This is a genomic window from Secundilactobacillus malefermentans (genome assembly GCF_008033155.1).
GTDB classification, from domain to species: domain Bacteria; phylum Bacillota; class Bacilli; order Lactobacillales; family Lactobacillaceae; genus Secundilactobacillus; species Secundilactobacillus malefermentans.
In genome coordinates, this window is sequence record NZ_CP042371.1 from 585,165 (window position 1) to 608,756 (window position 23,592).

25 protein-coding genes and 1 other annotated feature (1 of these 26 cut by a window edge) are annotated in these 23,592 nt (G+C 41.5%); of the genes, 9 read left to right on the forward strand and 16 right to left on the reverse strand.

What is annotated here, in order from left to right; all coding sequences use genetic code 11:
- Positions 1–34: 34 nt before the first annotated feature.
- A complete protein-coding gene (locus FGL90_RS02910; protein WP_147656781.1) occupies positions 35–1,615 on the reverse strand; it encodes a BCCT family transporter in 1,581 nt (526 codons plus the stop codon).
- Between the two features lie 314 nt (positions 1,616–1,929).
- Entirely contained in the window at positions 1,930–2,472 is a 543-nt protein-coding gene (locus FGL90_RS02915; RefSeq protein ID WP_033445185.1) for a sugar O-acetyltransferase, read from the reverse strand.
- 137 nt (positions 2,473–2,609) lie between these two features.
- Here FGL90_RS02915 and FGL90_RS02920 point away from each other — a divergent pair, with 137 nt between their 5' ends.
- Entirely contained in the window at positions 2,610–3,176 is a 567-nt protein-coding gene (locus FGL90_RS02920; protein WP_147656783.1) for a DUF2179 domain-containing protein, read from the forward strand.
- 50 nt (positions 3,177–3,226) lie between these two features.
- Here the strand turns inward: FGL90_RS02920 and FGL90_RS02925 are convergent, their stop codons facing one another.
- The 3 genes from FGL90_RS02925 to FGL90_RS02935 are packed head-to-tail and all read right to left on the reverse strand — an operon-like array spanning position 3,227 to position 4,859.
- Entirely contained in the window at positions 3,227–3,469 is a 243-nt protein-coding gene (locus FGL90_RS02925; protein ID WP_010619383.1) for a YdeI/OmpD-associated family protein, read from the reverse strand.
- Between the two features lie 17 nt (positions 3,470–3,486).
- The gene (locus FGL90_RS02930) at positions 3,487–4,359 is read right to left on the reverse strand and encodes a ribonuclease H family protein (protein ID WP_010619382.1); all 873 of its coding nucleotides are present in this window, start codon (positions 4,357–4,359) and stop codon (positions 3,487–3,489) included.
- Entirely contained in the window at positions 4,338–4,859 is a 522-nt protein-coding gene (locus tag FGL90_RS02935; RefSeq protein ID WP_147656785.1) for a methylated-DNA--[protein]-cysteine S-methyltransferase, read from the reverse strand. The genes FGL90_RS02930 and FGL90_RS02935 overlap by 22 nt, the downstream gene beginning before the upstream one ends.
- A 133-nt stretch (positions 4,860–4,992) precedes the next feature.
- On the opposite strand from FGL90_RS02935, the gene FGL90_RS02940 reads away from it, so the two are divergent.
- From FGL90_RS02940 to FGL90_RS02960, 5 genes are all read left to right on the forward strand, one after another.
- Positions 4,993–5,418 (forward strand): hypothetical protein, encoded by a 426-nt coding sequence (locus tag FGL90_RS02940; protein ID WP_010619380.1) that lies wholly within the window; start codon positions 4,993–4,995, stop codon positions 5,416–5,418.
- Positions 5,419–5,543: 125 nt separating this feature from the next.
- Positions 5,544–6,884 (forward strand): TrkH family potassium uptake protein, encoded by a 1,341-nt coding sequence (locus tag FGL90_RS02945; RefSeq protein WP_147656787.1) that lies wholly within the window; start codon positions 5,544–5,546, stop codon positions 6,882–6,884.
- Positions 6,877–7,551 carry a potassium channel family protein gene (locus FGL90_RS02950; protein WP_010619378.1) on the forward strand — a complete coding sequence of 225 codons (675 nt, stop codon included), beginning with the start codon at positions 6,877–6,879 and terminating at the stop codon, positions 7,549–7,551. Before FGL90_RS02945 ends, FGL90_RS02950 begins: the two co-directional genes overlap by 8 nt.
- Positions 7,552–7,612: 61 nt before the next feature.
- Positions 7,613–8,101, forward strand: a complete 489-nt coding sequence (locus FGL90_RS02955; RefSeq protein ID WP_147656789.1) for a helix-turn-helix domain-containing protein — start codon at positions 7,613–7,615, stop codon at positions 8,099–8,101.
- A gap of 8 nt (positions 8,102–8,109) precedes the next feature.
- Complete coding sequence (locus FGL90_RS02960; protein WP_235809393.1) at positions 8,110–8,970, forward strand: IS3 family transposase; 861 nt, start codon at positions 8,110–8,112, stop codon at positions 8,968–8,970.
- A gap of 59 nt (positions 8,971–9,029) precedes the next feature.
- Here FGL90_RS02960 and FGL90_RS02965 read toward each other — a convergent pair whose 3' ends face one another.
- The 6 genes from FGL90_RS02965 to FGL90_RS02990 form a co-directional block, all read right to left on the reverse strand.
- Positions 9,030–9,860 carry an SDR family NAD(P)-dependent oxidoreductase gene (locus tag FGL90_RS02965; RefSeq protein ID WP_010619377.1) on the reverse strand — a complete coding sequence of 277 codons (831 nt, stop codon included), beginning with the start codon at positions 9,858–9,860 and terminating at the stop codon, positions 9,030–9,032.
- An 18-nt stretch (positions 9,861–9,878) separates the two neighbouring features.
- Positions 9,879–11,078: an MFS transporter gene (locus FGL90_RS02970; protein WP_010619376.1), complete on the reverse strand. Its 1,200-nt coding sequence runs from the start codon at positions 11,076–11,078 to the stop codon at positions 9,879–9,881.
- A gap of 81 nt (positions 11,079–11,159) precedes the next feature.
- Positions 11,160–13,457, reverse strand: coding sequence for an FAD-dependent oxidoreductase (locus FGL90_RS02975; RefSeq protein WP_147656791.1), 2,298 nt, complete (start codon positions 13,455–13,457; stop codon positions 11,160–11,162).
- Between the two features lie 29 nt (positions 13,458–13,486).
- Positions 13,487–14,215, reverse strand: coding sequence for a type I 3-dehydroquinate dehydratase (gene aroD, locus FGL90_RS02980; RefSeq protein ID WP_033445183.1), 729 nt, complete (start codon positions 14,213–14,215; stop codon positions 13,487–13,489).
- Between the two features lie 25 nt (positions 14,216–14,240).
- On the reverse strand, positions 14,241–15,467 hold the full coding sequence (locus FGL90_RS02985; protein ID WP_010619373.1) for an MFS transporter: 1,227 nt from the start codon (positions 15,465–15,467) through the stop codon (positions 14,241–14,243).
- A gap of 26 nt (positions 15,468–15,493) precedes the next feature.
- The gene (locus FGL90_RS02990) at positions 15,494–16,375 is read right to left on the reverse strand and encodes a shikimate dehydrogenase (protein WP_010619372.1); all 882 of its coding nucleotides are present in this window, start codon (positions 16,373–16,375) and stop codon (positions 15,494–15,496) included.
- Positions 16,376–16,516: 141 nt separating this feature from the next.
- On the opposite strand from FGL90_RS02990, the gene FGL90_RS02995 reads away from it, so the two are divergent.
- The gene (locus FGL90_RS02995) at positions 16,517–17,446 is read left to right on the forward strand and encodes a LysR family transcriptional regulator (RefSeq protein ID WP_147656793.1); all 930 of its coding nucleotides are present in this window, start codon (positions 16,517–16,519) and stop codon (positions 17,444–17,446) included.
- A gap of 40 nt (positions 17,447–17,486) precedes the next feature.
- On the opposite strand, the gene FGL90_RS03000 is transcribed toward FGL90_RS02995, so the two are convergent.
- The 4 genes from FGL90_RS03000 to FGL90_RS03010 form a co-directional block, all read right to left on the reverse strand.
- Positions 17,487–18,698 carry an MFS transporter gene (locus tag FGL90_RS03000; protein ID WP_147656795.1) on the reverse strand — a complete coding sequence of 404 codons (1,212 nt, stop codon included), beginning with the start codon at positions 18,696–18,698 and terminating at the stop codon, positions 17,487–17,489.
- A gap of 165 nt (positions 18,699–18,863) precedes the next feature.
- Positions 18,864–19,127 (reverse strand): GlsB/YeaQ/YmgE family stress response membrane protein, encoded by a 264-nt coding sequence (locus tag FGL90_RS03005; protein ID WP_147656797.1) that lies wholly within the window; start codon positions 19,125–19,127, stop codon positions 18,864–18,866.
- Between the two features lie 99 nt (positions 19,128–19,226).
- Positions 19,227–19,403 (reverse strand): hypothetical protein, encoded by a 177-nt coding sequence (locus FGL90_RS10380; protein ID WP_010619368.1) that lies wholly within the window; start codon positions 19,401–19,403, stop codon positions 19,227–19,229.
- The gene (locus tag FGL90_RS03010; protein WP_147656799.1) at positions 19,396–20,076 is read right to left on the reverse strand and encodes an NAD(P)H-dependent oxidoreductase; all 681 of its coding nucleotides are present in this window, start codon (positions 20,074–20,076) and stop codon (positions 19,396–19,398) included. The genes FGL90_RS10380 and FGL90_RS03010 overlap by 8 nt, the downstream gene beginning before the upstream one ends.
- 136 nt (positions 20,077–20,212) lie before the next feature.
- Between FGL90_RS03010 and FGL90_RS03015 the strand changes: the two genes are divergently transcribed.
- Complete coding sequence (locus FGL90_RS03015; RefSeq protein WP_010619366.1) at positions 20,213–21,088, forward strand: transporter substrate-binding domain-containing protein; 876 nt, start codon at positions 20,213–20,215, stop codon at positions 21,086–21,088.
- Positions 21,089–21,110: 22 nt separating this feature from the next.
- The gene (locus FGL90_RS03020) at positions 21,111–21,776 is read left to right on the forward strand and encodes an amino acid ABC transporter permease (RefSeq protein ID WP_147656801.1); all 666 of its coding nucleotides are present in this window, start codon (positions 21,111–21,113) and stop codon (positions 21,774–21,776) included.
- A 59-nt stretch (positions 21,777–21,835) separates the two neighbouring features.
- On the opposite strand, the gene brnQ is transcribed toward FGL90_RS03020, so the two are convergent.
- Positions 21,836–23,230 carry a branched-chain amino acid transport system II carrier protein gene (gene brnQ, locus FGL90_RS03025; protein WP_010619364.1) on the reverse strand — a complete coding sequence of 465 codons (1,395 nt, stop codon included), beginning with the start codon at positions 23,228–23,230 and terminating at the stop codon, positions 21,836–21,838.
- A gap of 129 nt (positions 23,231–23,359) precedes the next feature.
- Positions 23,360–23,592: a binding site (T-box leader), on the reverse strand (it continues 5 nt past the right edge of the window).

Genomic DNA, 23,592 nt, shown 5'->3' on the forward strand with positions numbered 1-23,592 from the left:
AAAATGTTCTTGCCTCGCCTATATTATTAACTGATTAATTTGTTGCGTGATTTGGTGACAAAATTAGATGACCATGAATTGCTGATCGTCGCTCAACCAAGGATTCACGTCGGCGTTTGGTAGCCAAATCCGATTCCTTTGCAGCCAAGATGACTGGATCCTTTTTGACGAGTTTCCAAATCGAGAATAATGTGATTAAACAAACTCCAATTAGTGGGAACCCGGCAATGACGGAAACAGTTTGCACGGCATTAAAGCCACCAACCAACATAATACCAAATGAGAAGAGCATGAAGACAACGACCCATGACATTCTGTTAAATCGGCTAGGTTCTTGGTTATGCAACGGTGTACTGGTGAATGATGCCAAAATATAAGCAGATCCAGAAATAGTTGTTGCCAAGAAAATAAAGCAAGAAACACCGTACAAACTCATCATGACGGTCTTCATTGGTAATGTTCCAATGACGGCAGCGATAACGGCAGCCTGACCTTGTGTGTTCAGTACGTGAACCAAATCAACGACACCCGTTTGCTGAATCCAAAGTGTGTAACCACCAAGGACCGCGTAGAATGACGCACAACCACCGGCACCATATGTCAGCATTCCGACAAGAACCTGACGAATCGTTCGGCCTCGAGAAATTTGGGCAATGAACAAGCCCATGATTGGCATGTATGATAACCACCAACCCCAATAGAATAACGTGTTCTGTTGACCAAAGTTATGATGCATCCCAAATGACATTGGAACAAACTTTTGAACAAATAAACCAACGCTATTAAATTCAGACCCAATCAATCGACGGGTTGGTCCAATGAGAAAGACCAACAGCAAGAATAAGATTGCGAGCCAAATATGAATTTCACTTAATTTATCAATTCCACCATTTAAACCATGAAAAACGGTGACAGCAAAAATAATGAACAGGAAGAAGAATAATCCTGATTTAAGAGTTAAATTGTCAGTCCAACCAGTGATTCCTGATAAAACTTTAGAAATAACTGGAACTTCCATTCCGATTGACGAGCCAATACCACCCATGATACCGAAAACGACAAGAAGATCGACAACGTTCCGGCCAATTGTTTTACCTCGACCTTTACCCTGCAAAACTTCCAAACCATCGCTCAAACGTTGAACATGGCCGCGCTTACGGTACAAGATGTATCCAACTAGGATGGTTGCTGGCGCGAACATCATCCACGCCATGGGCCCCCAGTTAAATTGACCGAACACCGTTGCCATGGCAAAAGCGCCCTTGGACATTGGTGCGGAACCGTAACTTGGATGCTGGATCATCCGAAGTGGATCAACCATGCTGAGCATCATGATACTTGCATCGATTGCCGTTGCAAATACCATGGCACCCCATTTGAAGTTACTATACTTAGGCTTGTCTGTTTCACTACCAAGCTTAATGTTCCCAAATCGACTAACAGCTAAGTAAATCAAAAAGATAAAGTTGATCGCATAAACCCATAGGTAAGCCCAATCTAAATGTATGTTGATCCAGCTCAGTACACTGGCTAAAGGTGCCTGCAATGCAGACCCACCAATGATGAAAACTAATGCTGCGACCATGAATACGGCGATGACTGGTATGAAAACCAACTTATCGATATTTTTACTTCTTAAAATAAAAATCCTCCTCTAATCTAGTGGTACCGTGCTAGGCTAACCCTATCGTTAATCTAGCAGCAACTCAATTTCGCGGGCAAATAAAAAAACGCACAGTCAGCAACTACTTTTAAAGCCACCTGCACAGCGCGTTTTACATCTTATACAAATTGCCAATTCCATTCACGATATTGATCTTAGTTTCATTATAGCCATTAATATCAATAAGTAAAATCGATTGGATGAATAAGCATTTTGTAACAGCCAATTGTAACCGTTGCCATCTTCATTACAAAGCAATTTGAAATTTATTTAGAAGATTTTGGAACTTCTTTGATAACTCTTGCTGGATTTCCGGCAATGACAACGTTATCACCAAATGATTTTGTGACCACTGAACCGGCACCGACAACAACATTGTCTCCCAAAGTAACGCCGGGAAGGATTGTCACTCGGCCACCTAGCCAAGCACTATCACCAATCGTAATGGGTTTGCCCATTTCAACATCGGCATTTCTTTCCGTGGGATCCAATGGATGAACTGGTGTATACAAGCCAATATTGGGGCCAAAATAACAATGACTCCCAATCGTAATTGGGCAAGTATCCAAAAATGTCATGTCATAATTACCGTAGAAGTGATCACCAATATGAATATTGAAACCATAATCAAATTTAAAATCTGATTCAACAAAAAAATGTTCGCCGGTTTCAGCTAGAAGATCCTTAAACCGACCGTTCCGTTTTTCGTTATCCGTAATATGGTTAATTGAAACCAATTCATTTCGAATAAACTCTCGTCGTTCTATCAATTCTGGGTCGAATTGCTGGTAGGCTTCACCTGCCGTCATTTTTTCACGCTCTGTCGTCAAAAGATATTCCTCTTTTCTTTTTACCCCTCTATCATATCACATCGTTAAACAACCACTTTTTTAGCATCGTGCTAGAATGAAGATAATTGGAATAAATCAACGAAGAAGGCTTTTATTTGAAACTTGCTATTACCATTTTTTTGCTAAATGCGTGTTACATTACTTTAAACACTTTTCGAACCATGCTGGTCGTCAGGCGGCAACGTCTATGGGCGCCACTGTTAGCTGTTGTGGAAGAATTTGTCTACGTTATCGCACTGGCGATTGCGTTGAAGAATATCAATTCACCCGTTAACGTCATCGCCTACACCGTTGGCTTTGGTTTAGGAATCTACCTCGGAATTTTGATTGAGGATCATATTGCGCTTGGCTACGTAAACTTTCAAGTTACCGTCGAAATCGATAATGATAGTCCAAGCTATGAACACAACAAGAAGCTCCCAGAAAAATTACGCCAAAGTGGTTACGGCGTTACTGAAACCTGGGGATATGGGCGTGAAGGCTCACGGCTCATTATGAGTATTCTGGCACCGCGTAAAGCGGATAAGCGACTTATGGCGTTGATTAAAGAACTTGCGCCTACCGCCTTTGTGATGGTAAACGAGCCAACTGAACTCTCAGGCGGCTTCTGGAGTAAGGAAGTTGATCGCCGATTTAGAAAAGCAATAAAAAAAGAAAAGTAGAAAAAAATCCTTCATAACCAGTCAAAATCTGATTATGGAGGATTTTTTAGCTACTTTTCTTTCTGATCGTAACCGCGCTTCGATTTGAAGCCCGCCTTAAAAACAACTTTCATTTGCTCAATATGACGTTCCTTAGTTGCTTCCGCTTTCGCACCAAAAATGAACCGAGCCCATTCTCGCTGATAGCCTGGCGTTAAGGCATTAAAGAATTCCTGCATTTTCGAATCTGTTGCTAATAACTCGGCCACTCTAGGAATATCGACTTCATAGTCTTTTAACGTTTTCTTTTCCATAATTTCCCTCGCTCCACTTAAAATCCTAATTTTTTCAAACTTTCAGCAATATCGTTAACGGAACGTTCTGTTGCCGCTTTATCCGCCACGGTGGGTTCTGCCTTTTTGATAACTGGTTCCTTTTTTAAAGCAGGTGCTGATACCTCAGGCTTCGTTAAATGCGCCTTGGTAGGTTTGTGGCTGACGTGGGGTTGCTTTGCGCCCTTGTCTGGCATCTCGTCCATCGTTTGATTGAGGAGCTCATCCACAAAAATGTTGCCATCATTAGTCGCATGACCCTTTGTCCACTCATACCGAAGCTTCGAAAATTGGGGCAGTAATCGGTCAAGTTCTTGCCACAGTTCTTTATTAAGAAGCTTGCCCGAGGAGCGTTTCCACCCATTCCGCTTCCAACCTTTCATCCAACCCTTGTTGATTGCATTTAAAACATAGGTCGAATCCATGACAATTAAAATTTCACGGTCAGTTAAATTTAACGAAACGAGTTTCCGCAGGGCTTCTCTCAATGCCATAATTTCCATGCGGTTATTAGTTGCCCCAAACTCGCCGCCAGATCCCGGAATGACGGTGTCATCCACTTCAATTCGGTATGCCCAGGCAGCTTTATCACTCGCCTTAACGTGGCCACCCTGAACGTTGCCAGTGTTGCGGGAACCCCCGTCCGTATAGACCACTACTTCATTTGTCCAGTGAACGAGTGGCGTCTTACCTTTTTTGAAATCTGAGGACGGTTTTTCTTCCTCATCTTTTAAATAGGCCTCAGCATCAGCCTTTGCCTTGAAGCTTTTATACTGTGCGCCAGGATAGCCTGAAACCTGCGCCTTTGTTTCATCCCAGTTTGTAAAAATACCGGTTTTCTTCCCTTTTCTTACGGCGTAGTACTTGGCCATTCCAACTCACCTCCCTGACTTTCCATTTTGAGTAATGCCGCTTTTAATTCAGGTCCAGAACTGTACTGACCTATTTTTCCATCAGATTTAATAACACGGTGACACGGAACCAGGTACATTACCGGATTATGTGACACTGCGTGAGCAACTGCTCGAGCCGCGGTTTTTTGTCCCATTTTTTCAGCTAATTCACCATAACTAACCGTCGTTCCATAGGTGACTTGTTCGAGCGTCCGCCAAACTCGCCTTTGAAAATCTGTTCCAATCGTTCGATCAATCGGTGGCATGGCGGACTTGCGACCAGCAAAATAAGAAACAAACCACTTTTTAAATCCGGCAAGGTTTGAAATCTCAGCCGTATCAATTGTGGCTGGATCATAAAAATTGTTAATTTCATCCTTAGCGCCATTTGGTGCGCCAACAAATACCAAGCCCCTCTCGGAGACACCAATCCATAACTTAAAATTGGGCAATGTAAGTTGATTTAGACTAATTTGCATTTCACGTCATCCCTTCGCTGGAACCTTAACGTTTAGTAAACATCGAACACCTCAATACTAATTTTACCGCGATTATGCTAAAATTGAACTAATAGATACAATCAGAGCACAATTAATTTAGAGGGGGCATTTGATGGATCATTTTCGAGTAAAGTTAATCACGGCTAACCAAGCCCGCGCACTGTTAAAGGATCAAAAAAGTCAGCGCGACGAGCCGTTTCCAGAACTGGAATCAACTGGTCAATACATATTACCTGATTACCGTTTAACTCGCAAACGTGAGGCGTTTAAGATTCGTCGGCACACATTTCTTAAACGGCACTACAAGTCATACGTTGCTTTTGATTCTGAAAATGGCCAGACATTGTGGATGCACAACTTTGCCAGTTTGACTGAAGCACTATTTTGGCTGGACACGGGTTTGAAGCCAACGGATACCGATTCTTCGTTCACCTATCAAGATTGGAAAACAAAGAATACCAGTGACATTCAGACTATTAAGGATCAGCTCAAGGTGATTAAGGAACAACAACCTAAGAAGATTAAAAAACGCAAATAGGTTAATTTATGATGATTGACCTAATCCCTCCATCGTATTTGGGGGGATTTTTTGTATAAACCTGTTTTTCTACCAACTATGTATGGCATAATGTAACCAAACTAACCGGTTTAGGAGGCCTCAGAATGCAGCGGTATGCCCACAGACATCTTTCACTTTCAAAAACATTAACGTTCGGCTTCATTTCAATTATTTTCGTTGGGACGATTTTACTAATGCTTCCCATCTCAACGACTGGTGGAAATGAAACCTCCCTACTAACGGCATTCTTTACGGCGACTTCTGCCACCTGTATTACCGGGCTGACTTTAGTCAATACGGCCCTGCACTGGACCTTTTTTGGCAAAGTCATTATTATGCTTCTAATGGAAGTCGGTGGCCTAGGTTTCATGACGTTTACGGTCCTCCTCTTCCTATTCATGAGACGAAAACTCGCCTTAACAACTCAACTCTTAACTAAAGAATCCCTCAACCTTAATAATCTGTCGCAAGTTAGCATCGTTCGATGGGTCATTAGCCTTTCACTCATTATTCAGCTGGTCGGCGCTGCATTACTATTTGTGGACTTTTATCCGCGTTTCGGCCTTTCAAAGGGCATCGGCTATAGTATTTTCCACGCCATTTCGGCATTTTGTAACGCCGGCTTTGATTTATTTGGTAACAGTCTTATTTCCTTCCGAAACGATCCCTACGTCCTCATTGTGATTTCCATTTTGATTATTGCTGGATCCTTTGGTTTCCTGGTTTGGCAAGATTTACTGCTTTACCACAAAACAAAACATCTCTCACTTCATACCAAATTAGCGCTCCGAACTGGCAGCGTGCTAATCATTCTAGCAATGATTATCTTCTTTATTTCAGAACGAAACTTTCATTTTGATCAATCGGGATCCTTCTTCGATCGTATCGTCGATACTATTTTTATGGCAATTACCCCACGAACAGCGGGATTTGTGACCGTTCCTTATAATAAGTTGTCAATGGCAGGGATTCTGTTCACGATGGCCCTCATGTTTATCGGTGGAACCCCTGGATCGACCGCTGGTGGGATTAAGACGACCACGGTGGGTCTTCTTGTGATTCAAAGTTGGGCGACCCTTAGAGGCAATCGTGACGCCGAATTTGGTCACCGTCGTTTCACACAGGAGAACATTTTTCGTGCATTAACGCTGGTTTTCGTTGCCTTAGTTATTTTGGGAGTTGCCATTATTATCCTAACCTTTACAGAAACGGTACCTAAAGGGTCTGGACTGGAGTACATTGTGTTTGAAGCCCTAGCTGCTTTTGGGACTACTGGGATTTCTTTGGGACTGACAGCTCATCTAACCGTCGTTGGCAAATTGATCATTATCGCCTTAATGTTCATTGGGAGAGTCGGAATTTACACAGTGATGTTCTCAATTTTAAATTCGGAGCATCCAGCAAAAGGGTACCGCTACCCAGAGGAGAGTGTCTTAATTGGATAAACTACGTGGAAAAGAAAACTTTGCAGTCATTGGATTAGGCCAGTTTGGCGGTTCAATTTGTCGGGCATTGGTTGAGGCCGGTGAGCAAGTTCTCGCAATTGATAAAAATGAAGAAATTGTGGATGATTTTATGAACATCGCGACACGGGCGGTCATTGCTGATGCAGAAGACGAGGATGTTTTAAAGAATCTGTCACTCGGCAGTTTCGATTACGTTTTTATCTCAATTGGCGAGCATATTCAGGCCAGTATCATGGCCACCCTGATTGTGAAGGAATTGGGCGCTAAGCACCTCATTTGTAAGGCTGAAAATTCGAGCCATGCCCGAGTTCTTGAGAAAATTGGTGCCGATAAAATTGTTCAACCAGAAAAAGATATGGGAAAACGGGTTGCCCTGCATACACTCAGGCCAAACATCGTGAACTACCTCGCCCTAAATGACACCGTGACTTTGGCTGAAGTCAAAATTGAGAATTCAGCTTTTGATGGACACACGTTGGCGGAACTAGCCATTCGTGAAAAATACGACGTCACCGTCATTGCGATTACGCGAAATGGTCGAGTTGATGTGTCGCCCCTACCAGACGCTAAAATTCATTTAGATGACACAATTGCCGTCGTTGGCGATGCGACGAATGTTGATAAATTTAATAAAGAAACAGATTAAAAAAACGAAATCTGAAGTGAACCCCGATAATTGGAGAAATCCAAATTATCGGGGTTTTACTATGTTTTCAAAAAAAATAAAATTACAGGCTATTCTAGAATTAGCACAGGGCCTTCCACCAAGCTATATCAATAAAAAGTACGGAATTAAAGGGTCTGCGACTATATATGAGTGGAAACGTCATTTTAATCAGTTTGGTGTGGAGAGTTTCCAAGACAAACAGACCAAGACTTACTTTGATTATTCGTTTAAAATGAAAGTAATTAAATGGTGTTTCAATCAAAGAGCCTCTTATCCTGAAACTGCGAAGCAGTTTAAAATCAAGCATCCAGCTGTAATCTGGCAATGGGAAAAAGCTTTTAAAGAAGGACGCCTCAATATTGATCAAAGGCGGTCGAAATTAATGTCCAATAAAGATGTAGAAAAGAAATCTAAAGAACAGCTAGAAGAAGAAAATCGTGTGTTAAGGGTTCGGGTGGCTTATCTGGAAAAATTGCACGCCTTGGCTCAGAAGAAGAAAGACTTACAAACCAAGAAAAAGCGCAAATAGTTACTGAGCTGAGGCGAGAATTAAACGAACAACTAAGCTTTATCCTCAAAGTTATTAATATGGCTAGTAGTAGCTTTCACTACGCCCTTGGGCGTAAAGATGACTCTAAATATCCGCACAAATTAGTAGCTGAAATCCTCCAGATTAGATTGGATAATCCTGACTTTGGCTATCGCACTGTAACTGCCGAATTAAAAAATAGAGGCAAGAGAATTAATCATAAGGTCGTACTCAAAATCATGAAGCAGAACAACGTTCTCTGTCATGCCTTTGATAGGAAAACCAGGAAGTATAACTCATATAGAGGAACTGTGGGCAAACTAGCTAAGAATAAATTAAAGCGTAGATTCAATACGAATCGACCTTATCAAAAAGTAGTCACCGATGTTACTGAATTAAGATGGGGAACCAGTTCCACTAATGAACGAGCTTACTTCACCGCTTTTGTGGATTTATTTAGTAATGAGATATTGTCTTGGAACCTTGGGCTTAGCCCAAATGTGGATTTTGTTACAACTCCATTGAAAGATTTAATCAAATCAAAGCCACAACTACCATATAAGATGCTGATTCATTCAGATCAGGGATTTCAATATCAGAATCGTAGCTATGTTTCAAAGTTAAAAGAAAACCACATCATCCAAAGTATGAGTCGCAAAGCGACATGCCTGGATAATGCGGTTGTTGAAAGCTTTTTCCATATTCTAAAAGTTGGAACAGTGCATAATAATCATTATGCCTCTTACGAAGAGCTTAAAATCGGCATTACCAAATATGTGGACTATTACAACAATAAGAGAATTAGAACAAAATTGGCTGGAAAGACCCCGGTTCAATACCGAGAGCTTTCCAACCAATTCAGTGCTTAAAATTAACTCCAATATTTGGGGTTCACTTCAATCAGGTGAACTGATTTCGTTTTTTTAGATTAATCACTCAAATGATCTAACGCATACTGCTTTCTGCCACCAGGCTTAGGAATCTGGTCTCCCATCATCATGTGGAAACCACCATCAACTGGTAACTCCGCCCCATTAACATAATCAGAGCGATTGCTTGCTAAGAACAAGACACTATCCGCAATATCGGATACAGTGCCAATCCGCTTGCTTGCCGTTAACTCTTTTCGGCCATTTTCAACGTCAGGATCAGAATAAAATCCCATGGACATTGGCGTTTTAACTAAACAAGGCATGATGACATTACTTCGAATGCCAAATTGTCCCCATTCAGCAGCGAGTTGTTTTGACAGCATATTCACGCCCGCCTTACTGGTACTGTACGCACCACTGTAGGTTTCTGGTGCTTCAGAGGCGACGGTCGAAATGTGTACCATTGACCCGCCTTCATGTTTCATCATCAGTTTACCGAAATGTTGTGCCATCAAAAAGTAACCATCTAAATTAACATTAAGCACCTTTTTCCAGGTCTTATACGATAGTTTTTCAAGTGGCGCAAATTTTAAGATACCTGCAGTGTTTACTAACACATCACACTTATTAAATTTTGCAGCCACCTTTTCCACTAACTCGGAAACTTGGTCTTCGTCCGTTGTATCACAAACTGCTCGCATTATTTCAACATCAAATTTTGCTTTAATTGAACTAGCCAATTTGGTTAACTTATCTTCATCTAAATCCACTAAGACTAGCTTGGCATGCTGCTCAGCCAACTCTAAACAAATTTTTTTGCCCATGCCACCAGCTGCTCCAGTAATCACACAAACTTTATTTGCTAAATTTAACCAACTTTCAGACATCTTAAGATCTCCTTTTGTTTAAGCGATACTCGTTTTCTTCTCCCTTAGGAGCAAGAGCGTTGCAACCGCACAAATGACGCCTAATACTGCGACCCCAACGTCGAACCACATAATATTTCGAATACTTTCCTTGGCAATAAAACCAGTGAAAATAGGAATTGTAAAGGAAGCCAATCCGCTAGCAGTGTAATAGATTCCTAAAACTCGACCCTTATGTTCAGGATATAGGTCACTCATGAGGGTTAATCCGATTTGTAAGACGCCGCCAGTTGCGGAAACGCCGATGACAAATCCCCCAATTGCGACCACCCAGTAGACCGGAAATGCTGCCATCAAAAATAGTGTTATCAGCGACACAATTGTATCAGCCAGCATAAAGTTCACTTGTTTGATCAATCGATTAACGATGATAGCGGTCAATAACACGCCAAATATGGAACCGACACTATAAATGCTAACCAACAACCTTGCACTCGTTAAATGCAAATGTAGCACTTCTGTTCCGTATTCAGTCAGCCACTGACTAATCAGATAAAAAGTCGCCATTCCAATATAGCCAAAAATCGTTAATACGATTGAGCTTACCACTTTACGACTAGGCGAAAGCGAGCTCGTTTTTTTGATTATTGGACTACTTTGATTACTAACCGAATCCGCCAATTTGGGGAATTTTCTGAATTGAAGATAGACCAGGTTTCCAATCAAAATGACGCCACCTAGAATAAATACCCAGCCATACCACATATTCGAAATATCGAGTACGGAGACCAAAATTGGTAAAAGTAACTCCCCAACTGATGAAAACGCCTTAATCATAATATTGGCAGAAGCCTCATGCTGCGGGAACAGGTCCATCAATGTTGGATAAGTACCCGCGTCCAAGAATGAATTTGCCATCCCCGCCATAATTCCCAAAATATAAGCTAAAACTAAATTTTTGCAAAATATTATTCCAAGGAAAAAGGGTAAATAGGTCAAAATTCCTAATCCCACAAAAATTTTCCGCCCAAATCGATCAGACAAAATTCCGGCAACGTAGAGCACCAGCAAATGGCCAATTCCGAGTGACGAAATTACAAATGAAACCCCTGCACTATCGACATTCCACTGGTCTCTTAACGAATTCATATTCTGAGCCAAAATCACGATTGCCATTCCGTAGACGACGTAATTTAAATAAAGGCAAGCGGCCGTCTTCATCTTTTCCGCCTTATTCATATCATTCAACTCACATTCTATTTGATATAGCAAAAAGGTCAGACAAGTAAGATAGCTTGATCTGACCTTTTTAGCATGGATTTATTCAGATGCTAATGACTTGTCCATCTCAATAAATTTAAGGAACTTGTTAAAACATGACTTAAGAAAGTCAACACTACCTGAATCAGTAATCTTGTTGTCTTCATCAAACTTGTTTCCAGCTTGTGGCAACATAAATTCACTACCAGGCATCACCTTAGCATCCACCCCTGGTGAATCCAGAATTTGACGAAGATTCGTTTGTGCACGAACCGTTCCTTGAATTCCAAGTGACGTACCGACAATCATAACTGGCTTGTCAGTAAATGGATGTTCAATGGATGAAAGCCATTCGATTGCGCTCTTCAAAGAGGCAGGAACGGAGTGGTCATATTCAGGTGTACTGATGACGATTCCGTCAGCATCCTCAATTTTGGCTGCAAGGTCCTTAACAATCTGAGGTTCACTTTCCAGGAGATCCTCGTTAAACATCGGAATATCCTTAATTTCACAAATTTCGAAATCAGTTTGGGCATCAAACAAATCACGCATTGAGTGTAATAACTTCCGGTTGTATGACTTAGAAGCGTTTGTCCCAACTAGCGAAACAATCTTTTTCTCTTGTCCGCCGACTTCATTCAATCTATCAGCATTCTTGCTAGCAGCTTCACCAGCTACATAGCCAGAAGAAATGCCCCAAGTATTCATCATACTTGGCATTGAATCATGACCGTTGGCACCGCCAATGACTTCACCAGCACCAAAGTAATTTGGCACTAACTTATCTGATTCATCTAATAGTTCAAGGTTAGCTGGACTAACTGAATAGCCACCCAGTGTGGTGGCGTAACGGCCACGTTGTTCAACGACGTAGAAAGTATCGCCTTCAAATTGGTGAAGGAACTTAGCGTCACGACCAAACTCAGGATCGCGACCCTTTTCTGCATAGCCTTGGTAGTCGGAAACAGTTTTTTCAAGTTGAGTAGCGTCAATTCCAGCTACTTTGGCAACGTCAGCTAAACTGCCTTTTGCAAATACAGGCTTCTTATCTTGGTTGTCAAAGAATCCTTTAATCTCTTCTGGTAAGAAATCATGGAGAACAAGCAAGTCATAAAATGCCTTCCAAGTCCGTTCGTCCATCACAAGGTATGAAATTCGATCTGGTTGCTCAAGGATTGCATCACGATCATCCGTGTAAGGAGCTGATTCGTTAACAATTCGTTTTCCCTTTGAGTTGACATAGATTGACCCTAAATCGGTTGCTTCCTTTGATGCGTAAGTTGTTAACTTGGCGATACCAGGTTCAACTTCAACACCATGAGGATAAATTTTGTACCAGCCGAGATCATGCGTCTTTAGCTTCAATTCTGAATTGAAACTGTATGCGTCACCGGTTGCAGTCATTGGACCGTAATAGTCGATGCCTTCACTTTCGGCACCACGCATTTTAGCGTTGGCTCCATGACCACCAGCTGCTAAAACAACTGATTTAGCCTTAATTTTGATAGTTTCGTTATCACTTTCAGCAACTAACCCATTCAAGTTACCCTTGCTATCAAATGTTAATTGTTCAACACGAGCAGATAGGATCACCTTGCCACCCTTGTCTTCAAATGCTTTGGAAACTTTTTTGATAAATTCATAACTACTTGCAGTTGGCAATTCGATTTGGCGATCGATTGAGTGTTCGATGGTTTGGGTCTGAGCTTTTTGATACTCAAGGCCAGCAAAATCACTGATGAAATCAATCGCAGATCCGATGTTATGCGCCATCAAATTAGTTAAATCTGGATAATTTGAGTCTTTGCTTTCACGAGCAACATCTTCTGCCAAATGTTCCGGAGTATCACCTGAGTTTCCAAAAATTTTCTTAGAAACTTCAGAACCGGTACCTGTTACGTTTGAACCATTAAGAATCGTGGCACCACCAAGGTAACCATTCTTCTCAACCAAAATCACATTTTGTCCTTCAGTTAAGACGCGTGCACCAGCAACTAGGCCGGCTTCACCACCACCGATAACGACAACATCAGTCTTCAAACGCGTTGTTTGGTGTTCAACCACTTTCTTAGGAATTGGCGTCAAATGAACGTCCTCTTCCTTAGTTGAATCCTTGGCTGAATCCAAAATGGATTTCGTCATAACCGTTGCACCACTAATGGTGTCAACATCAAATGATTGTTCGTCAACGATACTCTTCTTTAACTTATCAATAACTTGGTTAAAGATTCCAGAAGTTTCTGAATGTTTTAATATTTTTAGATCCTTGACTTTATCGTCCGCAACGTCAATTTCATAGTCAATAATACCGTTGTGACCTTTTGCCTGCCCTTTGATCTGTTTTTCTGAATTACTCAATAGTGTTTACTCCTTTACTTTGGCTTTTACTAGCTTAACTTTAAATCTTCAAGTTCGTTCTTAAGGTGAGCCAATGAAATTTGGCCAGGAGCTGAGGCTGCACCCACAGTTGCAAATGTCAGGCATGAGCCAAACACTTCGCCACTTAAACGAGAAACTTTTCCTAAATCACCCATCGACATGGTAATGATTGGTTGATCTAATTTTTCATTAGCTTCATGAGTAGCAGTTAACAATGTTAAAACATCATCAACTGAAGTTGGCATGACCGCAATCTTTGGAACGTCTGCGCCAAATTCTGCCATGCTCGTCAAACGAGCAACAATATCGGCTTCATCTGGGGTTTCATGAAAGTGATGATTACTCATAACAACCTTGACGCCATTAGCGTGAGCCGCTTCGACAACAGCCTTTACTTTGGTTTCGTCGTGATAGCGTTCAACGTCTAATGCATCAGCGTAGTTACCGGCAAGAACCTTCTTACAAATTTCAAAATAATCATCATCAGAAAGTTCAAGCTCCCCACCCTCGCTCATCGTTCTAAACGTAACGAGCAAAGCAGTTTCACCCAAGGCTTCACGGAGAGAATCCCCGACTTTAGTCAATTGGGCTTCATCTTGGACGCCTTCAAAATAGTCAATCCGCCATTCAATCAAATCGGCGCCTGCTTCACGAGCCTTTGTGGCCTGCTTAACGAGCTCTGATTCAGTTGTACCGGTAATCGGAACGGCCATTTTAGGACGACCTTCACCAAGCATCGTACTTCTCAATTTAACAGTATTTTTACTCAAGGTTAGCGCCTCCTTGTCGTTTTTTACCAAATAATTTATAGTATCGAATTGTAATTAAGACGGCTAGAACAAATCCTGCAAGCGCGATGAAAACGTCAAACAAGATAATGTTTGCCAGATTTGAGGACATTGCACCAGTTAACAGCGGAATTGTAAACGAAGCGATTGATCCTGCTGTATAAAAGGCACCCGTAATTGTTCCTTTTCCTTTGGGGAAGAAGGTTGACATAACAGTTAGTCCTAGTTGCATAACGCCACCAGCTGCTGAGAAACCAACAACGAATGACATAATTGAACAAATAAGTGCTGTAGGGAACAGATACATTAGAAGTAATGATGCGAATGATAGTAAGGTATAAACTCCCAAGAATTGAATTTCCTTAACAGCCTTTTTAGCTAAAACGGCTGTTAACAACACACAAACAATTGAACCGATACTGTAGTAACTGATTAATGCCCGTGAACTTGTATCTCCCATGTGCGCTATGCTTGCACCATATTGGCTCAACCACTGACTAACAAGGTAGAAAGTTGCTTGAGAAATGTAACCGTAAAGGATGAAGAGTGTTCCATCAATCCATAAGTTACCTTCTTGTAATTTGGCACCTGGGCCCTCTTCTTTTTCTTCTTCTGCTTCAGCCTCTTTAGCATCCTCATTTGGAGCTGGGAATTTACCAGCAAAGATAACGAAGATTAAACTGATTAAGAGAACAACGAGAGCGACAACGAATGACCAGCCAAACCACATTTTGCTAGCAACTAAGAAGCTAACAAATAGTGGCAAGATGAATTGTCCTGCAGAAATGAAGGCTTTTAGAACAACGTTGGCAGTTCCTTTAGCATTGGGAAACATTTCCATCAAAGCTGGATATGTCCCAGAATCAAGGAACGAATTTGCAATTCCGGCTAAGATACCAAAAATGTAGGCCACCGCAATCGAGGAACTCATTAATATCCCACCAAAGAACAGCATATAGGTGATTATCCCCAAAATAACAAATGGTTTACGCCCAAATTTATCTGATAAGGCACCTGAAACTAGTAGGACAATGATTCGTCCAATTCCCAATGAAGAAATAACAACTGCAACCCCACCGGCATTTGTGTGCCATTTAGTTGCAAGCATTGCCATGTTTTGCGCCAAGATAATGACACCAATACCATGGATAAAGTAGTTCATATACAAACTTATAGCAGTTGGCATATAACGATTTTTCATGTTTAAACTTCCCCTTTATGTGTGGACTATTTGGCGTCGTCGCCGAATAGAATTTCACGAATGTAATCAACTGGCATATCTTTCTTAGTCCAAAGCTTGAATGCGGCTGCGCCTTGTTCGAGCATCATGCCTAGACCGTTGAATACATGCTTAACACCTGCTTTTTCAGCAACTGCCATCAATTTAGTATCTCTTGGTGCGTAAACTGTATCGAATACGATTTGGTCTTCACTGAACCAAGTTGGGTCGGTAACTAAAGTCTGATCTTGAAGTGGATTCATACCAACACTAGTTGCATCGGCGTAAATGTATGAACTAGCAATTTCCTTCTTGAAATCGTCTTGATCTTCAAGTTCATGAAGGGTTGCTTTGCAGTCAGTTTTTTCGTTGATAATATCAACGTTACGTTTAGCATTGTCGAAGAATTCATCATGACGGTTAAAAATTGAAATTTCTTTAACACCATCTAAAGCAGCTTGGATAGCCATTGGAGTAGCAGCACCACCGGCACCGGCCAACGTCATCTTCTTACCGCGAATATCAAGTCCTTCATCAGCTAATGACTTCATGAAGCCAATTCCGTCAGTCGTGTATCCTGTTAGAACACCGTTATCGTTAACAACTGTGTTAACAGCACCAATCATTTCGGTAGCTGGATCTAATTTATCTAGTAATGGAATCACTTTTTGCTTGTTAGGCATTGAGATGTTTGATCCACGCATGTCTAAAGTCCGAATGGCATCAATTGCGCCAGGTAACTTCTCATTTGTGATTTCAAAAGCAAGGTAAGCAAAGTTCAAACCTAATTTAGCAAAAGCATTATTGTGCATTGTTGGGGACATCGAATGTCTGATTGGGTAAGCCATCAAACCAATAAGTAATGTGTGTCCGTCAAGTCGTTCTGTCATAATATAATCACTCCTAAATAAATTTTTGGGTAATTTGTTACTCAATTCACTTGCAATGTTAGCACTTACACCTATAATAATAAATAAGGATAAGTGTGGTAATCAATAGAAGTTCTCTATCAATAGAAGCTGGTGAACATTTTGAACATTAAACATTTGGTTTACTTCAAGGAGTTAGCGCGTACTGAGCACATGTCACAGGCGGCAGAAAATCTCGGGATTTCTGAGCCTTCACTTAGCTATGCCATCAAAAAGTTAGAAGTTGAACTTGGTGTGCCGCTTTTCGAACCGGATGGCCGAAACATCAAATTAACCCACCTTGGTGGTCTCTATCTCAAGTACATCACCGCAAGCATTAACAGCCTGAATCATGGGAATGACCTCATCAAACAACTGATTAATCCGAATAAGGGCTACGTTAAACTGGGATTCACCTACACGCTTGGCCAAAGCTTGGTTCCGGAACTCATTAAGCAGTTCTCCATTCAAGAAAATAATCGTGAAATTTCGTTTGAATTAAACCAAAGTTTCACCGCCCAACTATTGCGGGACTTATACGATGAAAAATACGACGTTATTTTATCCTCCGATGTCACTCAGTTTGGTGATCAGGATCCCCATAAAATCTTTAATTTCACGCCGATTGTCGAACAAGAAATAAAGTTAGCAGTTCCCTTTGACCATCCCCTCGCACAGGAAGCAGAGGTTCGAATGGCAGATATCGGAGATCAGCCATTAATTATGTACTCAAAGAATAGTGGATTAAGACCCCTAATCAATCAAATATTAGAACGTGCGGACATTCAGCCAAACATCAAATTTGAGATGGTTGATGATCACTCAATCGTTGGCTTTGTACGCCAAGGGCTGGGAATTGCGCTAGTGCCAAATCTCCCCCAACTCAATCAAGAATTTGTGAAACTAAAACCAATTGTTGATAATCCGGTTAATCACGAGCTGTTTTTGGTAACCAAGCAGAGTCAGTTCATCACCCCCTCTGTCAGCCGATTCCAGGAATTTGTTAAGAGCTACTGTTGGCAACACTATACAAATAAAGATCGATTAATTTAAAAAACGTCAACCTAGTTTTCACTAGGCTGACGTTTTTAAGTTACACAAGTTTTTCAGTCGTATTCTGTGGGCCATTTTTAAGAACAATAAACACAATAATACTGCAAAGGACGCCGATTACTGCGATTCCCACATCAAACCACATAATATTATGAATGCTCGTTTTAGAAATGAAAGCCGTAAAAACTGGAATCGTGAACGAAGCCAGGCCCCCAGCCGTATTGTAAATTCCGGTGATTCGTCCTTTCGTTGCCGGAAAGAGATTACTCATGACGGTTAAGCCAATTTGCATCACGCCACTTGCCGCCGATGCCCCGATAACAAAGGATCCAATATACATTATCCCCGGAATAGGAAGCAGCGACATAGCAATCAGTGCAATCAAGGAAACCGTTGTATCAAACAGCATGAACCAAACCGGCCGAATGAACCGCTCCACTAAAATAGCTGAAATCACAACACCAATAATTGAACCGACACTGTAAATACTAACAAGCAATCGGGCATGGACCATATTTAAATTAACAACCTCACTGCCGTACTTGGTTAACCATTGGCTAATCAGGTAAAAGGTGGCCATTGAAATGTAGCCGAAAATTGTCAAAATAATTCCTAAAAATAGATTCCGTTTGCTCGTCTTCGGTTTCGCAACCGGTGTCGCTTTCTCAACCTTTTTTGGTTTTGATTGCGTGGGATTATTTAATTTAACATTTCTCAAAAAGACGAGACTTATCGCCATTGCCACGGCACAAAAAATGAATGACCAGCCGTACCACAACTTTACAAACGACAGGACCGCAACAAAGATAGGCAAAATAAGTTCACCTATCGACGCAAACGCTTTAATCAGGATATTAGCTGAAGCCTGATTTTTGGGATAAAGCTCCATAAGCGCAGGATAGGTTCCAGAGTCCAGAAAAGAATTCGCCATTCCTGCAAAAATGCCACAAACGTACGCTGCTGGAATCGTATGCGACAAAACAATCCCAATGAAAAATAGCATGTACGTCACTATCCCTAATTTAATAAAAAAACTTCTTCCGAAACGATCGGACAAATTCCCGGCTATATATAAAACGAGTAACCGACCGATTCCTAGTGAAAAAATAACCAAAGAAACACCGGCATCATCTGTATGCCAATGTCGGCTTAAAACTGTCATATTTTGAGCTAAGATTACAATGCCCATACCATGCACAAAGTAGTTGAAGTACAAGCACGCTGTTATTTTAAATCGCTCTAAACGAGTCATTGATGCCACCTACGCTTTACTGTAATTTGAATTGATTAACGTGGTGTACGTTCAATATGTAACAAATGAATTAGTCCCATTAAATGCTGAAATGCAACAAAAGTCAACTTTAATTTGTCGGGCAAAAAAAAAGGATGAACCCATTCCGGTTTCATCCTTCCTTACTCAACTAGTCGACTTCCGTTTCGTTCCACCAATGATAAAGGAAACGATTAATACCAATATGATGGCACCGATAATCGATGGAACAAGCGCCATTCCACCAAGACTTGGGCCCCACGATCCGAGGATCATTTCGCCAAGCCATGATCCGACCAAACCGGCAATAATATTGCCAACCCAGCCCAATGGCATATCGCGACTGATGATTGCACTCGCCACAATTCCGATGATTGCGCCGACGATAAGTGTCCAAATTAAACTCAACATGGTCATCATCCTTTCTAAAATCCAAGGGAGTTGCGACTATACCTTGAGTGTAACTGGACACTTTGAATAAACCTTGGAGAAACTTTAGCATTTGTGTGACTACCAGTTTCCGGTGTCCCAGGTCCGTCCGTCAATTTCACCACTCACTTGATTGATTCGCTGGCTGAGCTCTTTTGCTGTATCTTGAACGGCAATGAACAGTGCTTTTTCGTCAAATTTTTGACTTTTCTCCGCCATCATTTGCGACTCGTTTAATAGCCAATCCAAATTATCCATCAATTTCACCCTCCCGCTTGATAAGTGCCAAAGTGTCCTGCAAATCCGACAGTTGTTCGGTGCCATTTTGCAATTCAGTCATGATTAATTGAACTCGCTGCTTGGTCGCTTCATCCAACTCTAGCTGATTCAATCGGCTAATTAGCCAAGTAATTTTAACCTGTAAATTATTTAACGGTTCCTGTGTCAGATAGCGTTGATATTTAATCAGTAGTTGGGCTTTCTCCTCATCCGTTTGGTAGGCAAATTGCGAAATGATCAGTGGTGGTAAAAAGGTCATCCCAAGCTTCAATGCCACTGCCTGAAATGGGGTTGTAATTTCCCCCATTCCAAAGTGTTCAGTCCCACCTCGTTCGTAGGCATCGCTCGGTTGCCCCGTTGAGATAACGAGCCCCAATTGCTTCTCATTGAAGTTCATCGTATCAAATTGGTCAGCCAAAACTAAATCTTCCCACTCTTTCAAACTTGCGGGTGCACTGTACCAATAAAGGGGAAATTGAAAAATAATTCGATCATGATCTAAAAATAAGTTTCGTTCAGCAGCAACGTCAAATGGCATGCTGGAATCTAGTGAATGCCAGGTGACGTTTTCAATTTGTGCAGCTCTTGCCAAAAACTGTTGGGTGTAAGAATTATCAACGTGTGGATGCGCCATTAATATGAGTGTTTTCAACGTTTGCCTCCAGTAAATTTTACCCCTATCATATCATTTAATTTGTGAATGAAAAGATTTGGCTTTTAGGGATTGTTAAAACGCTTTCGCAAACTTATACTGTAACTAGTCTTATTACAGAAAGGATGATATTTCAATGTTAAGTAAGACGAAGCATTTATTGGTTGGTTTATTGGGAATCGCCGTCATCGTGCCTTTGGTATTGGCAGGATGCGGAAAAAAGGAGGGTAGTAATAGCAATGATGTCAGTGTTAATGGCGACAAAACGTTAATCGTTGCCACTTCTGGGACGTTGTACCCTACTTCGTACCACGATACAAAGGGAAACAAGTTAACTGGGTTCGACGTTGAGATTGTCAGAAACGTGGCAAAGGAAATGGGCTATAAAGTAAAGTTCAAGGAACTCAACGTGGATGGTCAATTAACCGCCGTCAAAACCGGTAAGGCTGACATGGCAGCAAACGACTTCGGTATCTCGCCACAACGGAAGAAACAGTTTACCCTATCGACACCTTACAAGCACTCGTTTAACAGCTTGATGGTTCGAAAGAGTGACAATTCTGGAATTCATTCATGGGCGGATATCAAAGGTAAGAAGTCTGCTGGTGAAGCTGGAACCGGTTATCAACGACTTGCTAAGCAATTGGGTGCTAAGCTAGTCAACTACGATAACGTTTCAAATGACGTTTACCTTCGCGATGTTAAGAACGGGAAGACTGATTTTATTGCAAATGATTACTATCTTCAAAAATTGGCGCTCGCCGCAACACCTAACAGTGGTCTGAAGCTCATCAAGAACATGTACTTCAAGACGACTGACGATGGTAGTGGTGTTGGGATCATTATGAAAAAAGGAAACACCAAGCTGGATAAAAAAGTGAATGCTGCTCTAGCAAAACTTAAGAAATCCGGTAAGCTCGCAAAGATTTCAAAGAAATTCTACGGCACGGATGTTTCAAAACAGCCTAAGGTCAAGATTTCAAAAACCTTCACGATTAAAAACGATAATTAGCTTCAAGAATTGAGGTAAGTGGATGAATTGGCTAAGTCATTTCTCAATTCCGAATTTCTTTGACGCACCGCTCGCCGTACAGTCCATTCCAAAAATTTTAGCTGGCTTTCCCATTTCTGCTTTTCTAACGATTATCAGTTTTGCCCTCGCCCTCATTTTAGGATTGTTACTTACCTTGGCGCAGCTTAGTAAATTTCGGATTTTACACTGGCCGGCTCGGGCTTTCATTTCGTTTATGCGTGGGGTTCCCATGCTGGTCGTTTTGTTCATCATCTATTTTGGCTTTCAAACAGATGCAATTCCTGCAGCAATCATTTCATTCACAATTAGTTGTAGTGCATTCATCTCTGAGGTATTTCGCTCCTCATTTCTGGCCGTTAATAATGGTCAATGGGAAGCCGCCTACTCGCTTGGTTTACCATACAGAAAGGTCATCTCAAAGGTGGTGTTACCACAGGCGTTTCGAGTTGCCATTCCGGCCCTGGGCAATATCCTGCTCGATTTGTTCAAGGGAACGTCTTTAGCCGCAATGATTACGGTCACCGATATGTTTATGGATGCCAAAATAGTGGCGGGTGCAAATTTAGATTATATGACAATTTACATCACCATCGCCATTATTTATTGGTTCTTCTGCTGGCTGATTACAATCGGCCAGACCCAGTTGGAAAATCATTTAGCATTATAGCGAAACGCAAAACGGACAAGCCAACTTTTGGCTTGCCCGTTTTATTTATTATTGAAAGATTAACGTCCAGTATTGACCGCACTTTGGCGAGCAAAGACTGGTTTCAGGAAGTGAATTCCTAATCCTAGGACTGCTCCAGCAAGGGCTGGAACTACCCAGTCCATTCCTAAACTAGCGAAAGGTAGAACGCTTTGTTGGAATCCAACGAGTGCTTTACCAAAGGCACTTTGGCTGACAACTGGTGGAAAAGCCGCAACCATATCAAGAAGTGCGGGAACTGACGTGAAGACCACGACAAACGCATAGACAACTGAATCTCGTTTGAACAGTGGTGAGAAAACGGAAAGGAGAATCAATACCATTGCAAATGGGTATAAGAACATCAACATTGGTGTTGACCAGAGAATGATCTTCTCCAAACCGAAGTTAGCGGTTAAGAATGACGCAACACACATGAAACCTAACCATTGGCGATAGCTCACCTTTGAAAAATGCTTATGGAAATCTTGTGCAAATGCAGCAACCAATCCAACCGCCGTTGTCAAACAGGTAACAGTTAGCAATGTTGCTAAAAGCGCATGTCCAACACCACCAAGATAGTGAGTAACCAGTTGGTTGAACGCAACACCACCATCAGCTGAAACTTTATAATGGCCAAGGGTTGTGGAACCAAGCCAGATTAAGCCAACATAGATAACGCCGATCATGGCGGTTGCTAACACTCCGGCTTTGGCGGTAACGCGGGCGTTGCTCTTTCGAGATGTTTTTCCAAGTTGACGAACTGCTGTCACAACGGTTACACCAAAGGCTAATCCTGCCAATGCATCCATTGTGTTATACCCCTGAAGGAATCCATTGAAAAATGAATCACTTTGGTAGGCTGCCGTTACTTTTTGGCTGGCTGCTTGACCCATTGGTGACAAGAATCCTAGGGCGAACACAGAGAATAAAAGAACCAAAAATAGTGGATTTAGTACTTTACCAACACTGCTCATGATGTTTGATTCCTTGTATGACACTAAGAATGCTGTCCCAAAGAAAAGCAGTGAGAACACGAACAGGCCAATTTGACCTAAATTACTTGGTAAAAGAGGTTGAACCCCAACTGAAAATGGAATTGTCGCAGTACGCGGTGTTCCAAAAAGTGGTCCAATTGTTGCGTGAATTAGAATCATGAAGACTAACGCAAAGGCAGAACCAAGCGGCTTGCCAATGTCATAAACGCCTTCAGAATGAGTGACACTAATTGCTAAAACGGATAATAATGGCAAAACTACGGCGGTTACTAAGAAACCAAGTGTTGCAAGTCCCCAGTGTGCACCCGCTAGTTGTCCCAAGTGAATTGGGAAAATGAGGTTTCCTGCACCAAAGAAGAGACCAAAGAGCATTGAACTCACTAATAAGTATTGTTTAACTGTTAACGGTTTACGATTTAAATCTGGCATGTCATTCATAATATGTATTCCTCCAATTAATTTTGTCATTTAAATGTGGTTCCTCTAATGTGACTAATCTGGCCTTTCAAATGATCATCCCCTTCTTTTAATTAACGACGCCAAAAAGCACCCTTAATCCACTTCTGGATTAAGGGTGCTTTGCACGGTACCACCTTATATCGCTATTCCATTACTGAAATAGCCTCATCACGTACAGCAGAATACTGCGATACGCTAACACGATAATGGGTGTGCCCAGTGTAGATTACTATTAGTTCACTACATCGCTCAAAAGGGATTTTCGTCATTATATTTTGCTTCCTCTCACCAACCGAAGCTCGCTTAAAAAATGATAATAACTACTCAACTTTCTCATAGCG